At 66.7% G+C, this 19,909-nt stretch carries 21 protein-coding genes, 1 tRNA gene and 1 pseudogene; 11 read left to right on the top strand and 12 right to left on the bottom strand.

What is annotated here, in order from left to right:
- Together E7773_RS04025 and E7773_RS04020 are read right to left on the bottom strand one after the other, a co-directional pair.
- Positions 1-1,227, bottom strand: a complete 1,227-nt coding sequence (locus E7773_RS04025) for an efflux RND transporter periplasmic adaptor subunit (protein WP_293988516.1) — start codon at positions 1,225-1,227, stop codon at positions 1-3.
- An 81-nt stretch (positions 1,228-1,308) separates the two neighbouring features.
- Positions 1,309-1,767, bottom strand: a complete 459-nt coding sequence (locus tag E7773_RS04020) for a hypothetical protein (RefSeq protein WP_293988514.1) — start codon at positions 1,765-1,767, stop codon at positions 1,309-1,311.
- Positions 1,768-1,857: 90 nt separating this feature from the next.
- Between E7773_RS04020 and maiA the strand changes: the two genes are divergently transcribed.
- The 5 genes from maiA (at position 1,858) to E7773_RS03995 (ending at position 4,435) form a co-directional block, all read left to right on the top strand.
- Positions 1,858-2,472 carry a maleylacetoacetate isomerase gene (gene maiA, locus E7773_RS04015; RefSeq protein ID WP_293988511.1) on the top strand — a complete coding sequence of 205 codons (615 nt, stop codon included), beginning with the start codon at positions 1,858-1,860 and terminating at the stop codon, positions 2,470-2,472.
- Between the two features lie 224 nt (positions 2,473-2,696).
- A complete protein-coding gene (locus E7773_RS04010) occupies positions 2,697-2,891 on the top strand; it encodes a hypothetical protein (protein WP_293988508.1) in 195 nt (64 codons plus the stop codon).
- Between the two features lie 82 nt (positions 2,892-2,973).
- Complete coding sequence (locus E7773_RS04005; protein WP_293988506.1) at positions 2,974-3,198, top strand: hypothetical protein; 225 nt, start codon at positions 2,974-2,976, stop codon at positions 3,196-3,198.
- Complete coding sequence (locus E7773_RS04000) at positions 3,195-3,539, top strand: hypothetical protein (RefSeq protein ID WP_293988503.1); 345 nt, start codon at positions 3,195-3,197, stop codon at positions 3,537-3,539. The genes E7773_RS04005 and E7773_RS04000 overlap by 4 nt, the downstream gene beginning before the upstream one ends.
- Complete coding sequence (locus E7773_RS03995; RefSeq protein ID WP_293988500.1) at positions 3,536-4,435, top strand: aldo/keto reductase; 900 nt, start codon at positions 3,536-3,538, stop codon at positions 4,433-4,435. The genes E7773_RS04000 and E7773_RS03995 overlap by 4 nt, the downstream gene beginning before the upstream one ends.
- 31 nt (positions 4,436-4,466) lie before the next feature.
- Here the strand turns inward: E7773_RS03995 and E7773_RS03990 are convergent.
- Positions 4,467-4,541: transfer RNA gene (locus E7773_RS03990), tRNA-Glu, on the bottom strand.
- 166 nt (positions 4,542-4,707) lie between these two features.
- On the opposite strand from E7773_RS03990, the gene E7773_RS03985 reads away from it, so the two are divergent.
- From E7773_RS03985 to E7773_RS03970, 4 genes are all read left to right on the top strand, one after another.
- Complete coding sequence (locus E7773_RS03985) at positions 4,708-5,931, top strand: hypothetical protein (RefSeq protein WP_293988497.1); 1,224 nt, start codon at positions 4,708-4,710, stop codon at positions 5,929-5,931.
- Positions 5,932-5,968: 37 nt separating this feature from the next.
- Positions 5,969-6,595, top strand: a complete 627-nt coding sequence (locus E7773_RS03980) for a methylamine utilization protein (protein WP_293988495.1) — start codon at positions 5,969-5,971, stop codon at positions 6,593-6,595.
- The gene (locus tag E7773_RS03975; protein ID WP_293988492.1) at positions 6,595-8,946 is read left to right on the top strand and encodes an EAL domain-containing protein; all 2,352 of its coding nucleotides are present in this window, start codon (positions 6,595-6,597) and stop codon (positions 8,944-8,946) included. The genes E7773_RS03980 and E7773_RS03975 overlap by 1 nt, the downstream gene beginning before the upstream one ends.
- Before the next feature lie 116 nt (positions 8,947-9,062).
- A complete protein-coding gene (locus E7773_RS03970) occupies positions 9,063-9,209 on the top strand; it encodes a lmo0937 family membrane protein (protein ID WP_293988489.1) in 147 nt (48 codons plus the stop codon).
- A 39-nt stretch (positions 9,210-9,248) separates the two neighbouring features.
- Here the strand turns inward: E7773_RS03970 and E7773_RS03965 are convergent, their stop codons facing one another.
- The 4 genes from E7773_RS03965 to E7773_RS03950 form a co-directional block, all read right to left on the bottom strand.
- On the bottom strand, positions 9,249-9,812 hold the full coding sequence (locus E7773_RS03965) for a lysozyme inhibitor LprI family protein (protein WP_293988487.1): 564 nt from the start codon (positions 9,810-9,812) through the stop codon (positions 9,249-9,251).
- 35 nt (positions 9,813-9,847) lie between these two features.
- Positions 9,848-10,366 carry a hypothetical protein gene (locus E7773_RS03960; protein WP_293988485.1) on the bottom strand — a complete coding sequence of 173 codons (519 nt, stop codon included), beginning with the start codon at positions 10,364-10,366 and terminating at the stop codon, positions 9,848-9,850.
- Between the two features lie 35 nt (positions 10,367-10,401).
- Positions 10,402-11,943: a YadA-like family protein gene (locus E7773_RS03955; RefSeq protein ID WP_293988482.1), complete on the bottom strand. Its 1,542-nt coding sequence runs from the start codon at positions 11,941-11,943 to the stop codon at positions 10,402-10,404.
- Positions 11,944-12,150: 207 nt separating this feature from the next.
- A complete protein-coding gene (locus tag E7773_RS03950; protein WP_293988480.1) occupies positions 12,151-13,521 on the bottom strand; it encodes a class II 3-deoxy-7-phosphoheptulonate synthase in 1,371 nt (456 codons plus the stop codon).
- A 165-nt stretch (positions 13,522-13,686) separates the two neighbouring features.
- On the opposite strand from E7773_RS03950, the pseudogene E7773_RS15535 reads away from it, so the two are divergent.
- Positions 13,687-14,124 (top strand): annotated as a pseudogene (locus tag E7773_RS15535) (DUF2490 domain-containing protein); the annotation flags it as partial.
- A 116-nt stretch (positions 14,125-14,240) separates the two neighbouring features.
- Here the strand turns inward: E7773_RS15535 and E7773_RS03945 are convergent.
- Complete coding sequence (locus E7773_RS03945; protein ID WP_293988478.1) at positions 14,241-15,674, bottom strand: carotenoid oxygenase family protein; 1,434 nt, start codon at positions 15,672-15,674, stop codon at positions 14,241-14,243.
- A 60-nt stretch (positions 15,675-15,734) separates the two neighbouring features.
- Here E7773_RS03945 and E7773_RS03940 point away from each other — a divergent pair, with 60 nt between their 5' ends.
- Positions 15,735-16,307, top strand: a complete 573-nt coding sequence (locus E7773_RS03940; protein ID WP_293988475.1) for a TetR/AcrR family transcriptional regulator — start codon at positions 15,735-15,737, stop codon at positions 16,305-16,307.
- A gap of 3 nt (positions 16,308-16,310) precedes the next feature.
- On the opposite strand, the gene E7773_RS03935 is transcribed toward E7773_RS03940, so the two are convergent.
- The 4 genes from E7773_RS03935 to cysS form a co-directional block, all read right to left on the bottom strand.
- Positions 16,311-17,246, bottom strand: coding sequence for a D-2-hydroxyacid dehydrogenase (locus E7773_RS03935; RefSeq protein ID WP_293988473.1), 936 nt, complete (start codon positions 17,244-17,246; stop codon positions 16,311-16,313).
- Positions 17,243-17,677 carry a TM2 domain-containing protein gene (locus E7773_RS03930; RefSeq protein WP_293988470.1) on the bottom strand — a complete coding sequence of 145 codons (435 nt, stop codon included), beginning with the start codon at positions 17,675-17,677 and terminating at the stop codon, positions 17,243-17,245. The genes E7773_RS03935 and E7773_RS03930 overlap by 4 nt, the downstream gene beginning before the upstream one ends.
- A gap of 64 nt (positions 17,678-17,741) precedes the next feature.
- Positions 17,742-18,284, bottom strand: a complete 543-nt coding sequence (locus E7773_RS03925) for a hypothetical protein (protein WP_293988467.1) — start codon at positions 18,282-18,284, stop codon at positions 17,742-17,744.
- Positions 18,281-19,720, bottom strand: coding sequence for a cysteine--tRNA ligase (gene cysS, locus E7773_RS03920; RefSeq protein WP_293988465.1), 1,440 nt, complete (start codon positions 19,718-19,720; stop codon positions 18,281-18,283). The genes E7773_RS03925 and cysS overlap by 4 nt, the downstream gene beginning before the upstream one ends.
- Positions 19,721-19,909 lie beyond the last annotated feature (189 nt).

Here is a 19,909-nt window from a genome sequence, read left to right as displayed (position 1 = left end):
TCAGCCCGCTCTGCTGCCGCGGTTCCCGCCTTGTTTTCCACCCCCGCCCTTGCCCGTGGGCACCAGGTTCTGCGGCGATCCCGCCGGGACCGGCTTGACCGGCTGGCCGGGCTTCACCTTGCCGATGCCCTCGGTGATGATCCGCTCGCCGGGTTTCAGCCCCGCCGTAACCACCCAATTGACCCCAACTGTGCGCGTCGCCGTGACCGGCCGCGCCGCCGCCTTGTTGTCCGCGCCGACGACATAGACCTGCGGATTGCCCTTGGGGTCGCGCGTCACTGCGACTTGCGGGATCAGGAAGGCATTGGGATCAGTCGCCTGTGCGAAGCTCGCGCGGACGAACATGCCGGGCAACAGCAATTGCTGCGGATTGGGGAAGCGCGCGCGCAGCGTGACCGTGCCGGTCGTAGTATCGACCATCGCCTCGGCGAACTCGACGGTGCCGGTGAAGCTATAGTCGCTCCCATCCTCCAGCTTCAGCCGCACCACGGCGCTCGCTGGGGTGGCGCCGCCATTGGCGAGCGCGCGGCGCAGCGCGAGCAGGTCGGCGGAGCTTTGCTGGATGTCGACATACATCGGGTCGAGCGACTGGATCGTCGTCATCGGGTCGGTCTGACTGGCGGTGACGAGCGCGCCCTCGGTGAACAGCGACCGCCCGATCTTGCCGCTGATCGGCGCGGGGACGTTGGTGAAGCGCAGGTTGATCCGCGCGGTGTCGAGCGCCGCGCGGTTCTGGTCGACCGCAGCACCCGCGGCGCGCGCGGCGGCGGCGGCATCGGTGTAATCCTGCGCCGCGACCGCCTGGTCGGCGGCGAGCGGCTTGTAGCGCGCGGCCTTGACGCGGGCCGCCTCGGCATTGGCTTGCGCGCTCGCGAGGTTCGCCGACGCCTGGTTGGCGGCGGCGCGATAGAGGCTGGGATCGATCTGATAGAGCGCCTGGCCCTTCTTCACGTACGATCCTTCGGTGAAGAAGCGGCGGCGGATGATGCCCGACACCTGCGGGCGCACTTCGGACGTCTGGAACGCGTTGGTGCGGCCGGCGAGTTCGGTGATCAGCGGCACCGCGGTCGGCTGAACGACGATATAGCCGACCTCGGGCGTGCCCTGCTGGCCGCGCCCGCCCTTTGCGGCGTCGTCACGCGCACCGCACGCGGCGAGAAGCAGCGCCAGCGACACGGTAGTGATGAGGGGACGCGCCGATCGTTGCCGGCCTGCAGACAAAAGCATCAAGGCCTAGTGGTTCCCCCGCTTGTGCGAGTCAAACATGGGTTTGTCGCAAGATTTGTCAGTTGCCGAACGCGCCGATCGTCATTTGGCTGCGATCAATATACGCATCGGCGCGGCTTTGGCGCCCGACAATTGGATCGCATAGCGACCCGGCGCCAGCGCGAAATCGACGATCTTGCGGATGCCCGAGCATGACGGACCTTCGGCATGCGCGACCGATTCCAATACCTTACCGTCGCGTACCACGTCGATCCACGCACCCGCTTCGAGCGCGATCCGGTACGTGCCCGCGGTCGTCACGGCGACTTGATAGGCTCCGCCGAACGTCCCCGGCCTGGGCGCGCGCGAAGGGGCGGGAGTGAATGTCACCTTGTCGACCGGCCGGAGCATCAGTCCGGTGGTCTGTCCGATTGCGATCGGACCCATCGCGATCGCGGAGACGGTGCCCCACGCCTCGAGCCCGGCAGGCGGCGCCACCGTCGCGGTGCAGACGGGGACGGGGGCGGCCTGAAGCGCCAAAGCGAGCAGGACGGAGATCATACGGGGATAGCCTTTCGATGCCTTGACCGGCACGATCTACGGCGCGACGGATGCGCCTGCAATGCCGCCGAACCACATCAGGATGTCGCGATGATACTCCACGATTTTCCCTTGTCTTCGGCGGCATTCCGCGTCCGCATCGTGCTCAACCTCAAGGGGCTGACATACGAGAAGCGCAACTACGCGCTGCGCGCCGGGGAGCAGCGCGCGCCCGATTACCTCGCGATCAACCCGGCCGGGCTGGTTCCCGCGCTGGAGGTGGACGGGCTGCACCTCGGCCAGAGCCTCGCGATCATCGACTATCTCGACGCGATGCATCCCGAACCGCGGATGATTCCGACCGATCCCGCCGAGCGCGCCCGCGCGCTGGAGATGGCGCTGACGATCGCGTGCGACATCCACCCGATCAACAACCTGCGTATCCTGCAATATCTCGAGCACGAGATGGGGCAGGACCGGGAAGCGGTCGAGCGCTGGTATCGGCACTGGGTCGGCACGGGGTTCGCGACGCTGGAGAAGCTGTTGCCCGACACGCCGTTCGCCGGCGGCGACGCGCCGAACATCGTCGATGCTTGCCTGGTGCCGCAGATGTACAACGCGCGGCGCTTCAAGACCGACCTGACGCCGTTCCCGCGCGTCACTGCCACGGCGGATCGCGCCGCGGCGCTGCCCGCGTTTCAGGAAGCCGCGCCACCGCCGCTGTAGGTTGTGCGAAAGGTCGCGCGCTGGCAGCGGCAGCACCCGCGCGAGATTAATCCAATCCGGTCCAAAGGTGCCCCTCGATCGCATCCAACGGAACGTCCGTATCGGATCATGTATCGGCTATGATCGCGTAAATGCGCCAAAGTAGGATGGCAATCGCCAGATCGATTCGCAGCAATACTCGAAAGAATTGAGTGCGATAGTCATCTGCGGAGAGGGAGGTTGATATGTCCGGTAAACCTGTGTGCGGTGTGGAAAGCCTCCACGCCGAAATAAAGAATGTCGTCTGCGGCGTCGAAAATCTGCAGGCGAAGATGAAGGACAAGCACGTCTGCGGAACCGAAAGCCTCCATGCGGAGATCAAGAACGTCGTGTGCGGGGTCGAAAGCCTCGGCGCGAAGCTGAACGAGCGTTCGCGCTGACGTTTCGTCGGAGGGGCGGCGCCTCTTGGTGGGAAGATGCGCCGCTTTCCGTCGCTGCCGATCGAACCACCAGAGGCGAGGCATGGCCGAGAATACGCTCATCACGGCGCGCAAACTGACGCCGATCGAACTCAAGATGCTCGACGTCGGTGCTCCGGTGATCGTCAATTGCCGGACGGCCGCGGGCGAGTCCGTCGCGGTCCGGCTTCAGACGGCCAACCTGTTGCAATCGGACGACGAAGCTGCCGGATATTGGCTGGCGCACGGCGCCTATGTGGCGGTGATGCCCGAGGGGAATTGGGAATGACGTCGTTGGCGATCGACCAGATGTATCGCGTGCTGCGCGGGTTGCCGGGCACGATGGAACTGCGCTCGGAGGGGGGCGACAGCTATACGCTGACCGTCGTGAACCCTAATGCCCCGGCCAATCGCTGCCAGGAAACGCCCGGCCTGGCGGTGACGCTCGACGGCCCGCGCGGCGACGCGGGCGCGCGATCGGTCACGCACGAATTCACGGGGGACGAGCTCGATGTGCTGCGTTCCGGCGCATCGCTCACGATCGCGTTCGGCGAGATCGAGGTGGACTTCCAGTCCAATCCGGGCGGGCACATGGTCGTGCTCGAGCAAGCCGAAGCCATGGCGCATTGACGCGACCTGCGGCCCCCGTCCGCCGGATGCTCGGCCGGACCGGGCGAACGGTGTTCCCGGTCGGGCTGGGCGCCATGCCGCTGTCGATGGGCGGCCGGCCCGACGAAGCCGCCGCGGTGGCGACGCTGCACGCCGCCTTCGATGCCGGGATCGATTTCGTCGACACGGCAAACGTCTATTGCGCTGGCGACGACGAGATCGGCCACAACGAACGGCTGATCGCCAAGGCGCTGTCGTCGTGGCCTGGCGAAACCATCACCGTGGCGGCCAAGGGCGGCGTCGATCGGCGGATACGGCGGGTCGATGCGAGCCCGTGGTTCCTGCGGCAATCATGCACAGACAGTCTCCGCGCGCTGGGGTGCGAGGCCATATTCCTGTACCAGCTTCACGCGCCCGATGCGGAGATACCGTTCGAGGATTCGATCGGCGAGCTCGCCCGGCTGCAGGAAGAGGGCAAGATCGCGCATATCGGGCTTTGCAACGTTTCGGTCGCCCATCTGCACGCCGCGCAACGGATCGTGCGCATCGAGAGCGTGCAGAACGCATGCAATCCGCTGGACCCGGAGGATTATGAGAACGGAATGCTCTCAGCCTGTCAGGACCAAGGCGTGAGCTTCGTGCCGCATTCCGTCATCGGTGGGGCGCATCATCACCACGCGTTGGCGCGGCATCCTGTCCTGGTCGATCTCGCGGCAAAGTATCGGACTACGCCCTATGCCGTCGTCATCGCCTGGCATTTGGCACAGAGCGATTGCGTGATCCCGATCCCGGGCGCCAGCAAGCCCCAAACCGCCGCTGCCAGCGCGTCGGCGGCAAGCTTGTATCTGGAGGACGACGATATCGCCGCGGTTTCGGCCTTGTCCCGTGCCGAAGAGAGCGTTGGCGCGGCGGGATGAGCGAGCAACGCTCGCGTCCACCCGCTTCGCTTGGTGACCCCTACGGGAATCGAACCCGTGTTTCAGCCGTGAGAGGGCCGCGTCCTAACCGCTAGACGAAGGGGCCGTAGAGCGGGACGCGGCGCCTTAGGGCGGCGGGCGCGGGGCGTCAAGGCGCATGCGGCACTGCGGCGATTTGGGCCGATCTCGACCGATCGTTAACCATTATCGCCTATGATCGGCGCGTGACTAGCCGACTGAAAATATTCAGATCCTTGATCATCGGCGCGCTGATGGCATCGCCGGCCCCCGCGATCGCCCAAAGCGCGACCGAATTGTTCACGCCGGAGACGGTGGCTGTGAGCGGCGACGTCCGCATCATCGGGGGCGATGGCGAGACGAGCTGGCTCGACGGCGGGTACGGCAAGACGCGGTTCGACACCGATTCCGCCAACCGCAATTTCCGCATCGAACCGCAAGCGGTCGAGGGCGACCTGATCTGGACGCCGCGCTTTACCTGGTCGCTGGGCGGCACGCTCGTCGCGACCGCGCAGCAGGGGCAGGACAAGGCCGTAGACCTGTCGGAAGCCTTCCTGACGTACAAACCGCTGTTGCCCGGCGGGACAAAGGTGGTGGGGCGCGCGGGGCTGTTCTGGCCGCCCGTCAGCCTCGAGCACACCGGTCCCGAATGGCGGGTGCGCGACACGATCACGCCGTCGGCGATCAACGCGTGGATCGGCGAAGAGGTGAAGGTCGGCGGGGTCGAGGCGCAGGTCTCGCGCCCGGTCGGCGGCGGGCGAATCGGCGTGACCGCCGCGATCTTCGGGCTCAACGACACGGCGGGGACGCTGATCGCGTTTCGCGGCTGGGCGTTGCACGATCAGAAGGCGGTCGCGTTCGGGTTACAGCCCTTGCCGCCGCTCAATCCGTTCTTCGCGGCGTACGTGCAGGCGACCAGGACACGTCCGGTGATCGAACTCGACAACCGGCCCGGTTTCTACGGTAAGGTCGACTGGGCGCCGACCGCCTGGCTCGACCTGCAGGCCTTCCATTACGACAATCGCGGCAATCCGGAGGCGGTGACGCCGACGCTGCAATGGGGTTGGCGCACGCGGTTCGACAATGTCGGCGCGGTGCTGAGTTTCGGCGACTGGCAAGTGAAGGCGCAAGGGATGGCCGGACGCACGCTGATGGGCTTTCGCGAAAACGGCCGGCTGTGGGTCGATACGGCTTTCCGCTCGGCGTATGTGATGGCGACGCGCAATTTCGCGCGCGGCTCGGCGTCGCTGCGCGCGGAAGCGTTCGGCACGACCAGCATCGGGTCCGAGCTCGGCCGCGACTGGTCCGAAAACGGCTGGGCGCTGACCGCGGCGGGGCGGCGCGATATCGGCAAGCATCTGTCGGCGCTGGTCGAGCTGCTCCACGTCGACAGCCGCAAGGATGCGCGCGTCTATGTCGGCCTTGCGCCGCAACAGGATAAGACGCTGCTCCAGTTCGCGCTCCGCCTGCACCTATGAAGGGATTGTTTACGCCAAGTCGCTAGGATCGCTGGCGATGCGTATGTTGCCCGTCCTGCCGTTCGCGCTGCTCCTCGGCGCGGCGCCGCCACCGCCGGTTGCGGGGGTGAGCGTCATGGTGCGCGGCCCCGGAGGCCAGCCGATCGCCAACGCCGTCGTCACGATCCACCTGATCGGCCGCGACACGCCATCGGCGCGACCGGGAAGCGGCTATGCCGTGCGCCAGCAGAATATCCAGTTCGCCCCGTTCCTGACCGTCGTGCCCGTCAACGCCGACGTGTCGTTTCCCAATTTCGACGCGGTGCGGCACCAGGTCTATTCCTTCTCGCCGGCCAAGCGTTTCGAATTGAAGCTCTATGCGCGCGAACAGAACCGCACGGTGCGCTTCGACCGCGCCGGACCGGTGTCGCTGGGGTGCAACATCCACGACCAGATGACGGCGTTCATCTATGTCGCCGACAGCGCATTCACCGCGAAGACGGATGCGTCGGGTAATGTCGTCCTGAACGGCGTACCACAGGGGCCGATTTCGGTCGGCGTGTGGCATCCGTATCTGCGGAGCCCCGGCAACCAGGTGTCGCACACGATCAATCTGGGCGGTGGCGCGCGCGAAGCTTTCACCGTAACGCTGCGCCCGCCGCCCGCCACGTCGTCGTCCTACTGATGGCGCTGCCGTTTCGCCTTCCCCGGTTCCGCCGGCTCCGCACGCGACTGACGGTGTTGTACGCGGCGCTGGTCGTGGCGGCGATGCTCGGCATGTCGACGACGTTGCTGGCGATCGCCCAGCGCAGTGCCACGGATCAGGTGCAGCGTGAGCTCGCCGCGAGCGGCACCGTGTTCGACCGGTTGTGGAGCCAGCGCGCGGCGGAACTGGGCGGCGCCGCCGGCCTGCTCGCACGCGACTTCGGGTTCCGCGCGGCGGTTGCGACCGGCGACAAGGCGACGATCGTCTCGGCGCTCGTCAACCTCAAGCGGCGCATGGGCGTGCCGATCGCGTTCGTCGTCGGGGTGGACGGCAACGTGACAGGGCTCGCCGACCCCGGGCTCGCGGGGCAAGCCGCCGGATTGTGGAACGCGCTCGACGGCGGGCAGATGTCGGGCGTCGTCCAGCTGGGCGGCAGCGCGCGGCACGTCATCGCCGCCCCGATCCTGACACCGCAGCTGACCGGCTGGGTGGTGTTCGCGACGAACCTTGACGCCAGGGAAATGCAGGGTCTGCAAAGCCTGTCGGCAATCCCGATCCAGGCTGCGGTGTTCCAGCGCCGTGGCGACGGTCGCTGGGCCGACCCGGCGGATCGCGAGGCGGGCGCGCTGTCGGGCTTCATCGACCGCGCGGCGAAGGATCGGTTGGTGTCGGACGTGACCACGCCGAACGGCACCGCGCTCGCGCTGGTCAAGCCGCTGCCGGTAATGACGGGGTCGCCGCAAGCGGTACTGATGCTGCGCTACCCGCTCGACCAGGCGCTCGCGGGCTACCACCGGCTGCAATACGCCATCCTGCTCGCCGGGCTGCTCGGGCTACTCGGCACGGTGTTCGCGACGATCCGCATGGCGCGATCGATCACGCGGCCGATCACCTTGCTCGATGCCGCCGCGGCGCGGCTGGCGGCGGGCAACGAGGCACGCGTGCCGGTCGAGGGTAATGACGAACTGGCGCGGTTGGCCGAAAGCTTCAACCGCATGGCGACCGACATCGCCGAGCGCGAGCGGCGGATCACGCACCTGGCGTTCAACGACACGCTAACCGATCTACCCAACCGCGCGCATTTCCTCGAACATGTCGAGCACGAGCTGAAGCTGGCCGAGCGCAACGACGAGCGCGTCGCGGTGATGATTCTCGACCTCGACGATTTCAAATCGGTCAACGACACGCTGGGCCACCCGGTCGGCGACGAAGTGCTACGCCGCGTCGCGGCGCGAATCGACGGCGATCTCGCGCAAAGCTTCGTGGCGCGGCTGGGCGGGGACGAATTCGTCATCGTCACGCGCCAGGCAGCCGACGGCGAGCCGTTCGAGCGCCTCGCCAAGCGCGCCGGCGAGGCCGCGGCGGAGCATATGCGGATCGACGGGCACGACGTGACCCAAACCGCGAGCATCGGCATCGCGATCTCGCCCGCCGACGGCATGGACGCGCGGTCGTTGCTCAAACACGCCGACCTCGCGTTATACCGCGCCAAGGAGCTTGGCCGGGGCATGTTCTGCTTCTTCGAGGAAGCGCTCAACAGCCGCGCGCAGGAGCGCCGCCGGATCGAGAGCGACTTGCGCACTGCGCTCCACGAAGGTCAGTTCGAGCTGCATTTCCAGCCATTGTTCGACCTCGACGCCAACCGCGTCGGGTCGTTCGAAGCGCTGATCCGCTGGAACCATCCGACGCGCGGCATGGTATCGCCGCTCGATTTCATTCCCGTCGCCGAGGATACCGGGCTGATCGTCGAAATCGGCGCCTGGGTGTTGCGCGAGGCCTGCGCGCAAGCCGCAGCCTGGCCGGACCATGTCCGGATTGCGGTCAACGTGTCGTCGGTGCAGTTCCGCCGGCCCGGACTGAACGAAACGGTGATGCAGGCGCTCGCCGCGAGCGGGCTCGCGCCCGGCCGGCTCGAGCTCGAGATCACCGAATCGATCTTCCTCGAAGGGCTGGAGGAAACGACGCGGCTGCTCCACGGCCTGCGCGCGCTGGGCGTCCGCATCGCGCTCGACGATTTCGGGACGGGCTATTCGTCGCTCAGCTATTTGCAGTCTTTCCCGTTCGACAAAATCAAGATCGACCGCTCGTTCATCCAGGATCTGCTCACCCGCCCCGGCGCCGTCGCGATCGTCCGCGCGATCACCGACCTCGCACGCGCACTCGGCATGGAAACCACCGCCGAGGGGGTCGAGGAAAACGATCAGCTCGCCGAATTGCGCAAGCACGGCTGCTCGTCGGTCCAAGGATATCTGTTCAGCCGCCCGATCGACGCCGCCGCGGTGCGCGAGCTGCTCGCCGAGAGCACGCCACGCCGCGCCGCCGCGGCGTAAGCGCCGCGCGCGAGACGAAGCGCGGAACCCTAGCCGGGCTGGCGCGTCTTTCCGTTCCTGTGGCGTAACGTCGGGCGACCGGTGGCGGGCCGCGCAAGAAACAGGAAGGAAATGTCATGCTTTGGACGATCGTCGTCATCCTCCTCGTGCTGTGGGCGCTGGGCTTTGCCGTACATGTCGGCGGCGGGCTGATTCACCTGTTGCTGGTGATTGCGCTGATCGTGGTCGTGGTTCAGCTGATCCAGGGCCGCCGCGTCGTCTAGCCGATTCCCGGCGCGGCGGGCATCGTCCGCCGCGCCGGATCATCTCTTCGCGACGCAAATCCGCGCATCGATCTGGAGTCGGTCGCCACCGTCATACGTCATGCCGGTGTCGTACCGCCCGGTCAGCCGCGCCGACCCGGGCGTCGCGACCAACGGCTGGCCTTCATGGGTCGACGGCATCGAGATATAGGCCTGCGCAGGCGTTAACTTGAACGTCGTGACGAAGGCGTCGGGAAAGCCGCCGTCGCACGTAAACTGGATCGGCCCCGAAGAAATCCCGCCGGCGTCCCCGCCGAACCCGGCCAACCGGCGCAAGTCCGCAATGTCGCCCAGATACGCGTCGCGCACGCACTGCGGCACGGTGTCGGTCGTCTCTTCCTCCACGCATTGGTCGCGATCGCGCAGGAACTGGCGTTGCCGGGCGATCAGGCCGTTGCGATCCTGCGCCGGGCCGGCGAGCGCGAGCCGGTAGAGCCGCGCTTCCTCGCGGTCGAGCAGCGCGAGCTCGGCGTCCGCGCAGATCGCGCGCTCGATCTTCGTCCGCGCCCGCGCGCAATCGAAGCTCGGTCCGCTCGCCGCCGCCATCGCCAACAAACCGATCATCGCGGCCCCCTGTTACGATGGATCGTGAAGCGTCGTCATTTCCGGCCCGGAGGTTGCGCCGCCGGCGTCGGGCTCACCCCCGATGGAATGCTGCGTGCGCCGACCGATACGCCGAACAGTTTCCAACGGTTGCTCACCCACTGAAACGTCAGGCTGAACAGCACCGCAGTCGGCCGAAGCCCGAACCCGCCCTCCAGGTGCATCATCCCCTGATTGTCGATCCCCGGCGCCCGGGTGTAGGTCGGCGCGAGCAGCAACGTGTTCGACAGGTCGATATTGGTCGCGCGGATCCCGTTGAAGATCTGCCCCAGCTTGCTCGGGTCGTTGACCATCTGGAACGCGGGCGACGAGATGTCGCGCAGCACCGAATAATTGCCCGATTCGTTGGCCTGCTGGATCGCGACCATCGTCGTCCAGATCAGCCGCGCGCGTTGCAGTTCGTCGGGCAGCGGCTGAGTCGAGACCGGGGCGCTATAGGCGACCGGCGGCGCCGTCTCGGGCGCAGGCGCCGGGGCGGACTGCGCCGATGCCGTTACCGGCATCAGCGCAGTCACTCCCCCGACAATCCAGCGCCACGCGGGTGCCCGGGTCAAAAGGCCACCGCGAAGCCGCCGCGCGCGCCGACCTCACCCGAGGTGAAGCCAGTGCCGACCCCGGCCGAAATATAAGCTTTGGGTCCGACGCGCGCGCTCATCGCGATCGTGCCGGCGGCGCGGTTGTTGAAGTAACCGACACCCCCGGACACCGCGAAGTTGGAGCCTTCGGGCACCGACGGCGAGTCCATCGCCAGCGCCATCGCCACGCCTTCGTTGGTGCGGTTCAAGTCGCGCCGCAGTCCCTGGGTTTGTGTGAACAGCGAGGACACTTGCCCGTTCAACGTGCCGATCTGGCCGTTGATCGTCCCGATCTGGCCATTGATGGTGTTGATCGACGCCGTGTTGCCCGCGACCTGCGTGTTGAGCGTATTGATCGACGCGGTGTTGCCAGCGACCTGCGTGTTGAGCGTATTGATCGACGCGGTGTTGGCCGTGACTTGCGTTTGAACCGCGGTCACCGAGGCGGCGGTGGCAAGTGACGACACCGCGACGCCGCGACCCAGCGTACCGCTGGCATCGGCGGTGACGAGCGAGAGCGTCCCGGTCTGTGCCGCCGTGCTCGCGGTCAAGTCGCCGAGGGTCACCGATTGGCCGGTGCCGCCGATCACGACCTGGTTGGCACGCGTGGTTGTGGCATTCATGCCGATCGCGACCGAATTGTTTTGCGCCGCATTCGCGCCGCTGCCGATCGCGATCGAATTATTACCGGCTGCGCTCGCATTGAACCCGGCCGCGATCGAGCCCGTCCCCGAAGCATTGCTCTGCACGCCCAGCGCGGTCGATGCGAACCCGGTCGCCTGCGCGAGCGATCCCACCGCCATCGCGAAGTCCTGCGATGCGTTGGCATTCTGACCGATCGCGATCCCCGCGGTGCCCGCGGCGTTTGAACTACCGCCGACGGCGACGCTCAACAGGCCGCCGGCCTTCGAACTCGTCCCGACCGCGGTGGCGTTGCCGCCCGATGCTGTACTGTTGAAGCCGCTCGCCAGCGCACCGCCGCCCGTGGCTCGCGCGTTATAGCCGAGCGAAGTAGCCCCCGCCGCGGTTGCTTGCGCGGTCGATCCGACGGCGGTCGATTGAGTGGACGCCGCATAGGCCGAGGCGCCAGACGCCAATGAATTGGTGCCGCTGGCATAGGCGGCGAATCCGTTCGCCACCGAATAATCGCCGGTGGCCTGCGCCTGCACGCCGAACGCTTGCGCGGCATAGCCGCTCGCGACCGAGTTGGTGCCGACCGAACTGGAGAAGTCGCCGCTCGACTGCGCGTTCGATCCGACTGCGGTGGCGACGAGACCCGACGCGGTGGAGAAGCTGCCGATCGCGCTGCCGTAATCGCCGGTGGCGTTGGTGTTCGTTCCGACCGCGCTCGAATAAGACCCCGTCGCCGTGCTGTTCACGCCGCATTCCAGCGCGGTCGCGACGCCGGCATTGGCGTTGCATTCGGGGGTTGCGTCCGCTCGCGCGGGCGTCGCCGCGAGCGAGAAAGACAGCGCCATCAAGCACGCGCCGCCGGCAAGTAAGGTAACGATCCGCATCAGGTCCTCCCAGGTTATGACTCGCTTCGCCCGATGCCCCCTGGCAGCGACGAAACGATGGTCCAAAACTGGCGACCCGTTTATCGGGATTGGAATTCCCTAAAGAATTCATGCCTGACGTAGCGTAAAGTATTCGGCCTGCCTAGAATGAATCTGGCAGACAATCTGTCGTACAAAAGCGTCATGCAAGGGCGCGTTGACGGAGAGCTAGGCGGCGTCCTTGCGCCGTTCGTTGAGTTCGTCGTTGAGCATCTCGGCCAACAGGAACGCGAGTTCCAGCGACTGTCCGGCGTTGAGTCGCGGGTCGCAATGCGTGTGGTAGCGGTCGGCGAGCGACTGTTCGGTCACGTCGACCGCGCCGCCCGTACACTCCGTTACGTTCTGCCCGGTCATCTCGGCGTGGATGCCGCCCGCGAACGTGCCTTCGGCGCGGTGCACGGCGAAGAAGCCGCGCACTTCGGTGAGGATACGGTCGAATGGCCGCGTTTTGTACCCTGCGACCGCCACGGTGTTGCCGTGCATCGGGTCGCAGCTCCACACTACCGGATGCCCCTCGCGCTTCGCCGCGCGGACCAGTTTGGGGAGCGCCGCCTCGATCTTGTCGTGCCCATAACGCGTGATCAGCGTCATCCGTCCTGGCGTGCGCCCCGGGTTGAGCGTGTCGAGCAAGCGGAGCAGCAGGTCGGGCTCGAGGCTGGGGCCGCACTTGACCCCGATCGGATTGCCGATGCCGCGCAGGAACTCGACGTGCGCCGAGCCGTCGAAGCGCGTGCGGTCGCCGATCCACAGCATGTGCGCGGAGGTGTCGTACCAGTCGCCGGTCAGGCTGTCCTGCCGGGTCAGCGCTTGCTCGTACGGGAGCAGCAGCGCCTCATGACTGGTATAGAACGTCGTCTGCGACAGCTGCGGCACGGTGTCGGGACTGATCCCGCACGCTTCCATGAAGGCCAGCGCCTCGCCGATCCGGTCGGCGGTTTCCTCATACTTCTTCGCCCAGGGACTGTGCCCGAGGAAATCGTGCGTCCAGCGATGGACCTGGTGGAGGTTGGCGTACCCCCCTTGCGCGAACGCGCGGAGCAGGTTGAGCGTCGCGGCGGACTGGCTGTAGCCCTGCACCATGCGCTGCGGATCGGGCGCACGGCCTTCGGCGGTGAAGGCGATGTCGTTGACGTTGTCGCCGCGGTAGCTGGGCAGTTCGACCCCGTCCTGCACTTCGGTATCGGCGCTGCGTGGCTTGGCGAACTGGCCTGCCATGCGGCCGACCTTCACCACCGGCAGCTTCGACGCATAGGTCAGCACGACCGCCATCTGGAGGATGACGCGGAACGTGTCGCGGATGTTGTTGGGGTGGAATTCGGCGAAGCTTTCAGCGCAGTCGCCGCCCTGGAGCAGGAAAGCTTCGCCGTTCGCCACGCGCGCGAGGTCGGCGGTCAGGTTGCGCGCTTCGCCGGCGAACACCAGCGGGGGATAAGAGGCGAGCTGCTTGGTCGCGGCGGCGAGCGCGGCGGCGTCGGGATAGGTCGGGAGCTGGCGCGCTTCGGCGTTGGTCCAGCTGTCGGGAGCCCATTGGGCGGCCATGATCGTTGCTTCGCTTGGGTGAAATGGAAGCAATTCCCATGCGGGAAAGGGACGGCGTGCGCAATGAAGGAAAGTTTGGCACATGGGCGCGATGAACTTGCGCGCCGTGCCGGTCGCTCTCGCGGCGTTGTTGCTGCCGGGTGTGGCGCAGGTCGATGACGGCGGGTGTGGACGAGCGTCGGGGCGAGCGGGCCGATATCGGGGAAGATACGCGGGTCGATCGACAGCATCGGACGGTTCGATGGTGGCGGGCTATACGAATGGGTGATCAGCGGCGCGGTCGGATATCGCATCAACGATCACGTCACGCTGTGGGCGGGGTATGTCCACAAGACGGCCTACGCCAACAACGTCACCTCGATCGAGCAACGCGCGCGGCAGGAGGTGGCGTTCGAGGACATCGCGCGGATCGGACCGGTGCGGATCGGCGGAAGGTTGCGCGTGGAGGAACGCTGGGTCGAGGCGTGGCCGGGAACGGGGTGGCGCGTGCGGCCGCAGCTCAAGCTCACGCTGCCGCTCAGGCAGGATGGTCCCGCATTGGTCGCGGCGGCGGAGGGGTTCGTCAATCTCGGCACCGGCGCGGGGCAACGCGACGGATACGACCGCACGCGCGTCGCTCGGCGTGCAGGTGCCGCTCGCCAAAGCCCTGCGGCTCGATGCCGGCTATCTGCGCCAATCGACACGCGGCGCCGACACCGTCAGCGCCGCAACACTAGGGCTCAATTTCCGCTGGTAGGCACCCAATTACCGTGGAACCCCGGCGGCACGCGGTGCGGGATGCGGATGCTCGCGACCGGCGCGGCTTCGAAATCCATCGCGTCGACGATCACGAGGTCGGTGGTCTCGTTGGCGAGGTCGATCACCAGCCCGACCAGCCAGCCGTCGCCCTCCGGCGCGTCCGCCGCGCGCGGGACGAAGACGAATTCGCCGGGATAGCGGCCCGAGCCGAAATCGTGTGTCTGCTTCGCGCCGGTGTCGAGGTCGTGCTTGTAGAGCCGCGTCTCGCTGATCGCGAAATCGTTCGCCGGCAGCGCCATCGTATAAGCGTAGCGATAGGGCTGTCCGAAGAAGCGCTCGTCGGGGCGCGGGAATTCCTGCGGGGTGGCGTCGATCGTGCGGCGCTCGACCGTCTTGGCGACCGGATCGATCGTCCAGCGCTCAAGTCCGAGCGGCTTGCCGGTTGGGCCGCCGGTCAACTCCGCGAACATCGTGTCGTACACGCACGCGTCGAGCACGACCTTGCCGTCGTCGGCGTCATAGGCGTTGGCGACGTGGAAGATATACGTTTGCGGACAATCGACCCAGATCACGTCTTCCGCCCCGCCGTTGCGCGGGAGCAGCCCGACGCGCGCCTGATGTTCGGGATTCCAGCGGTACGGGAAGCTGTGCCCGCCGATCAGCGCCTTCATCGAGAAGGTGACAGGGAGGTCGAGGATAAGCGCATAACGGTTTGTAATTGCGCAATCGTGGATCGATGGGCCGTGCTTGACCGGAATCGCGACCTCGCGCGTCACCTTGCCGTCGGGCGCGATCACGACGTGGCGGATTTCGTCGGGGACGGTCGCTTCGTAGCAGATCGCGTGGTGCTCGCCGGTCGCGCGGTCGAGGTGCGGATGCGCGGTGAAGCTGCCCATCAGCGTGTCGTCGAACGGGTTGTAGGTCTGATCGTCGAGCGTCTCGCCGAGCTCGACCGGGTACGACCCCGCCTCGACCAGCGCCCAGGTCCGCCCGGCAATCCCCAGCACGTTGGTGTTGACCGTGTCGAACCCGCCATGGCGCGGGCCGGGGGCGTGCGGCATGCCGGTTTCGGCCTCGACTCGCTTGGATCGGATCCAGCGGTTGCGGTACCACAACGCCTGGCCGTCCTTGAGCGCGACGCCGTGGACCATTCCGTCGCCGGTGAACCAGTGATAGCCTTTCGCCTCCGGCCGCGCCGGGTTGGGGCCGATCCGCAGATAGCGCCCGTCGAGTTCGGCGGGAATCGAGCCGGTTACAGGCAGATCCTCGAGCGTCAACTCACGACCCATCGGTGTGTGGATGCCGGTCAGGAACGGATGGTCGGTGCTGGGCATGCGCTTGCGGTTGAACTCGGCGACCACGCCGATTCCCTTGGTGACGGTGCCGCGGATTGCATTTTCGATGACACTGGCCATGACTGGACTCCGACTCGATGTTTATGGTGTCAACATACGATTTATGGTAACAGTGTCAACATGAAAGAAGCGGTAAGCCGATCCTACCACCACGGCGATCTGCGCGCGGCGTTGGTTGAGGCGGGGATGACGCTGCTCGCGACGCGCACCGCGGACGATCTGTCGCTGCGCGAAGTCGCGCGCCACGTCGGAGTCAGCGCGACCGCGGTCTATCGCCATTTTCCCGACAAGGCCGCGCTGATACGCGCGCTGGCGAGCGAGGGGCTGGCGATGCTGGGGAAGGCGCAGCACGCGGCGTTCGACGCCGCGGGCGGCGGCACCGCGGGGTTCAGCGCGACGGGCGCGGCCTACGTCCGCTTCGCGCGGCGGCACACCGCGCTGTTCCGGCTGATCTTCGCGAGCGGATCGCACGGTGAGGTAATGGAGCTGGACGAAGTGCCCGACGACGCGATGCGCTTCCTGATGGAAAACGCCGCGAAGCTCGCCCCGCCGGGGATGACGCCGCGGCTGTTCGCGCTCCAGGCCTGGTCGATCGCGCACGGCCTCGCGATGCTGATCATCGACGGCCAATTGCACGTCGACGACGCGACGATCGACGCGGTGATTGACGCGCATCTGGTGGCGGCGAAATAGCGTTCAATACCCCGCGTCGAGATCGACGACATTCTCCATCGGCCGCCCGTTCACGAACGCCTCGACGTTGCGCAGGAACAGCGCGGCGGCGCGCGGGAACATTTTCGTCTGGCTGCGGCCCGACAGGTGCATCGTGATCAGGCAATTCGGCGCCGACCACAGCGGGTGATCGGGTGGCAGCGGTTCGGGGTGCGTCGGGTCGAGGAATGCGCCGGCGATCTTTCGGCCGTTGAGCGCCGCCAGCAGCGCGGCCTCGTCGATCATGTCGCCGCGCGCGATATTGATCAGCCACGCGCGCGGCTTCATCGCGGCGAGCTCGTCCGCGCCGATCATCGCCTTGGTCGCATCGGTAGAAGGCGCGGCGAGGATCACCCAGTCGAACTCGCCGAGCTTCGCTTGCCATTGATCGGGCGTCAGCGTTCCGTCGCGGCCCGACCGCGTGACGCCGACCACCTCGACCCCGAATGCCGTCAGCCGCTCGCCGATCAATTTGCCAATCGCACCCATCCCGACGATCAGCGCGCGCGTTTCGAACAGTTCGACCTGGCCCGGCGCCTGGAGCGTCCATTCGTGCTTGTCGGCGAGCCGCACGACTTCGTCGTAGCGCTTGGCCGCGACGAGCACACCCATCACGGCATATTCCGCGACCGCCAGCGCGTTGATCCCCGTGCCGTTGGTCACCGTCGTGCCGTTGGCGCGCAAGGCGTCGAGGTCGAGGAAATCGATCCCCGCGAAGATCGTCGACAGCCATCGGAGCCTGGTCGCCTTCGCCACGGCTTCCGCGGTCCACACCCCGCGCTGCATGTCGACCCAGGCGATGTCGGCGTCGACGATCATCGCGCCGGCTTCCTCGCGGCTGGCGAACCACGATACCTCGAGTCCCGCGGGCAGGTGTGGCTCGAGCAGCGGGCGTGCGAGCGCGGGAAGGACGGCCTTCATGCCTGCTGGTATCGCGCGGCGAACTCGGCGTCGGACATGATCAGGTAGCGGATGAAGTCGATGAACGCCCAGATGCCGGTGACGACCATCCCGACGATCGTGCAGGTCAATAACAGCATGACGACCCCGGAGCCGATCCGCCCGAGATAGAAGCGGTGCACCCCGAACACGCCGAGGAAGAAGGCGAGCAGCGCCGCGACGATCTTGTTGCGGTCGCTGCGCGGCGCGGGCGGGGCGGCGGTATAGCTGCCGGGCAAACGATAGATGCGCCGCGCCTGGCGCCCTTCGGCCTCGAAATCGATCAGCGCGCCGACCGATGGCCCGACACGATCGGTCCAATCCTCCGGCCGGAAGACGTAGCGCTGGCCGTCGTCGCCCGAAATCTGGCCGTCGCCGGTCGAGACATCGACCCCAAGCACTTGCCCACGCATTGCAATCCCCATTGAAAGACTATGCCGCGTATCTAGCCGAGCGGCGGCGGCGTTCAAGCGCGAGTCAGGGCGCGCGGCACACTTCGACCACCGCGGCGGCGGCGTCGAGGTCGCCCTGGTCGAGCGCCATCTTCTTCGCTTCGGCGCACTTGCCCTGCAGGATCAGTTGCGACGCGGCGCGGCCGAGGAAGCTGTGCTCGCGCGCGCGGTTCTCGCTCCAGTTGGACGGCGCGCTGCCCATCGGCACGCTCGGTACCTCGCCGGTCGCGGTGTAGCGCGGCAGATTGGGATCGGGCTCGAACGGAAAAGCGGGCTTGCCGTTGGGATCGGCAAACTCGATCCGCGTCACGCCCTTGTCGAACAATTGCTTGGCGATCTTGCGCACACACGGGAAATCGGCGCTGCTGCGCAGGATCAGGCGCACCGGCTTGCCCGCCTTCCATTCCTCCGCGCGCGCGTTGAATTGCGCATCGGTCATGGTCTTGTCGGCGAAGCGCAAGGTGCACGTGTCGCGCGAGGCGCTGACGATGATGTCGTCGGCGCGCGGGGTGTTGTCGACGGGCGGCGTCGTGGCCTGGAGCGCGAACAACCAGAACAAGCCGATCATAATGTTGGCCTCCAATCCCATCCCAGCGGGTCGCCGTCCATCACCTCCACCCCGGCGGCGGTGAGCTCGTCACGGATCGCGTCCGAGCGCGCGAAATCCTTCGCCGCGCGCGCTTCCTTACGCTCGGTGAGGCGGGCTTCGATGTCGGCTTCGGTGAGCGTCGCGGTCGTGGGGCGAACGCGCAGGTCTTCGCGGGTGAGCGTGAGCAGGTCGAGGCCGAGCACCGCGTCATAGTCCTCAAGCAAGCGCAATTTGTCGGCTGGCGACGTGGGGATGTGCGCGAGCATGCCAGTGAGGTGCGACAGCGCTTTCGGCGTGTTGAGATCGTCGCTCACCGCCTCATCGAGCAAGCCGCGGAAATGCGGCACGGCATCCGGGTCGTCCGCGAAATCCGCCGCATTCATTCCGGGCAGCGCGGTGACGAGATGCACCATTCGCTTCAGCCGCGTCAGCGCCGCCAGCAAATTCTCCTCGCTGAACTCCAGCTCCGACCGGTAATGCGCCTGCAGGCACATCAGGCGGTAGGCGAGGGGGTGCACGCCGGCATCGACCAAGGTCTGCAGCGTGCGGAACTCCCCCGTCGACTTCGACATCTTCCCGCCGCGCTCGACCAGGAAATTATTGTGCATCCAGATCCGTGCGCCAGTGTCGGAGCAGCCGCAAAACGCCTGGTTCTGCGCGATCTCGTTGGGGTGGTGGATCTCGCGGTGGTCGATCCCGCCGGTGTGGATGTCGAACGGGTGGCCGAGATGCTGAAGGCTCATCACCGAGCATTCGAGGTGCCAGCCCGGCGCGCCCTTGCCCCACGGCGAATCCCATTCCATTTGGCGCTGCTCGCCCGGCGGGGATTTGCGCCAGATCGCGAAGTCCTGCGGGTGGCGCTTGCCGGAGACGGGGTCGATCCGGCTCTCGCCTTCATCGGTCGCTGCCCGCGCCAGCGCGCCGTAATTGGGCACTGTCGAGGTGTCGAAATACAGCCCGCCTTCAATTTCGTAGCAATCGGCTTCGATCTTTTTCGCGAACTCGATCATCTGCGGGATGTGGTCGGTCGCGACGGTCCATTCGGCCGGCGGCTCGATGTTGAGCCGCGCCACATCGGCCTTGAAGGTGTCGGTATAGTGTTTCGCGATGTCCCAGATCGACTTGGCCTCTCGCGCCGCCGCCTTCTCCATCTTGTCGTCGCCGGCATCGGCGTCGCTGGTCAAATGGCCGACATCGGTGATGTTGATGATGTGCTTGGTCTTGTAGCCCTTCCAGCGCAGCACGCGGCCGAGCGTGTCGGCGAACAGGAACGCGCGCATGTTGCCGATATGCTGGTAGTTATAGACCGTCGGCCCGCACGTGTAGACGCGCACCAGGTCGGGGTCGATCGGGCGGAACTCCTCCAGGCTGCGGGTCAGGCTGTTGTACAGGGTAAGCGGGGCGCCGGTGGACATGCGCGGCGCTTACCGGTGCGGGCAATTTCCCGCAACCTGACCGCTTGCAATGTAGGATTTCGACGGTCAGCCTCGGCGCGCTCGATGCGGGCGGGTCGACCGACGGCGGGGATCGATACCGCTCCGATCGGTCGCGATAGTGTCAACCTAGTGGCAACTTTGGTCCGCTCACCCGCGCCGCGCTTGCCT

It is taken from the genome of Sphingomonas sp., from assembly GCF_004799495.1.
Lineage (GTDB): Bacteria > Pseudomonadota > Alphaproteobacteria > Sphingomonadales > Sphingomonadaceae > Sphingomonas.
Note: the sequence above shows the minus strand (reverse complement) of the source record. Positions and strands in the feature narration are given on the sequence as shown.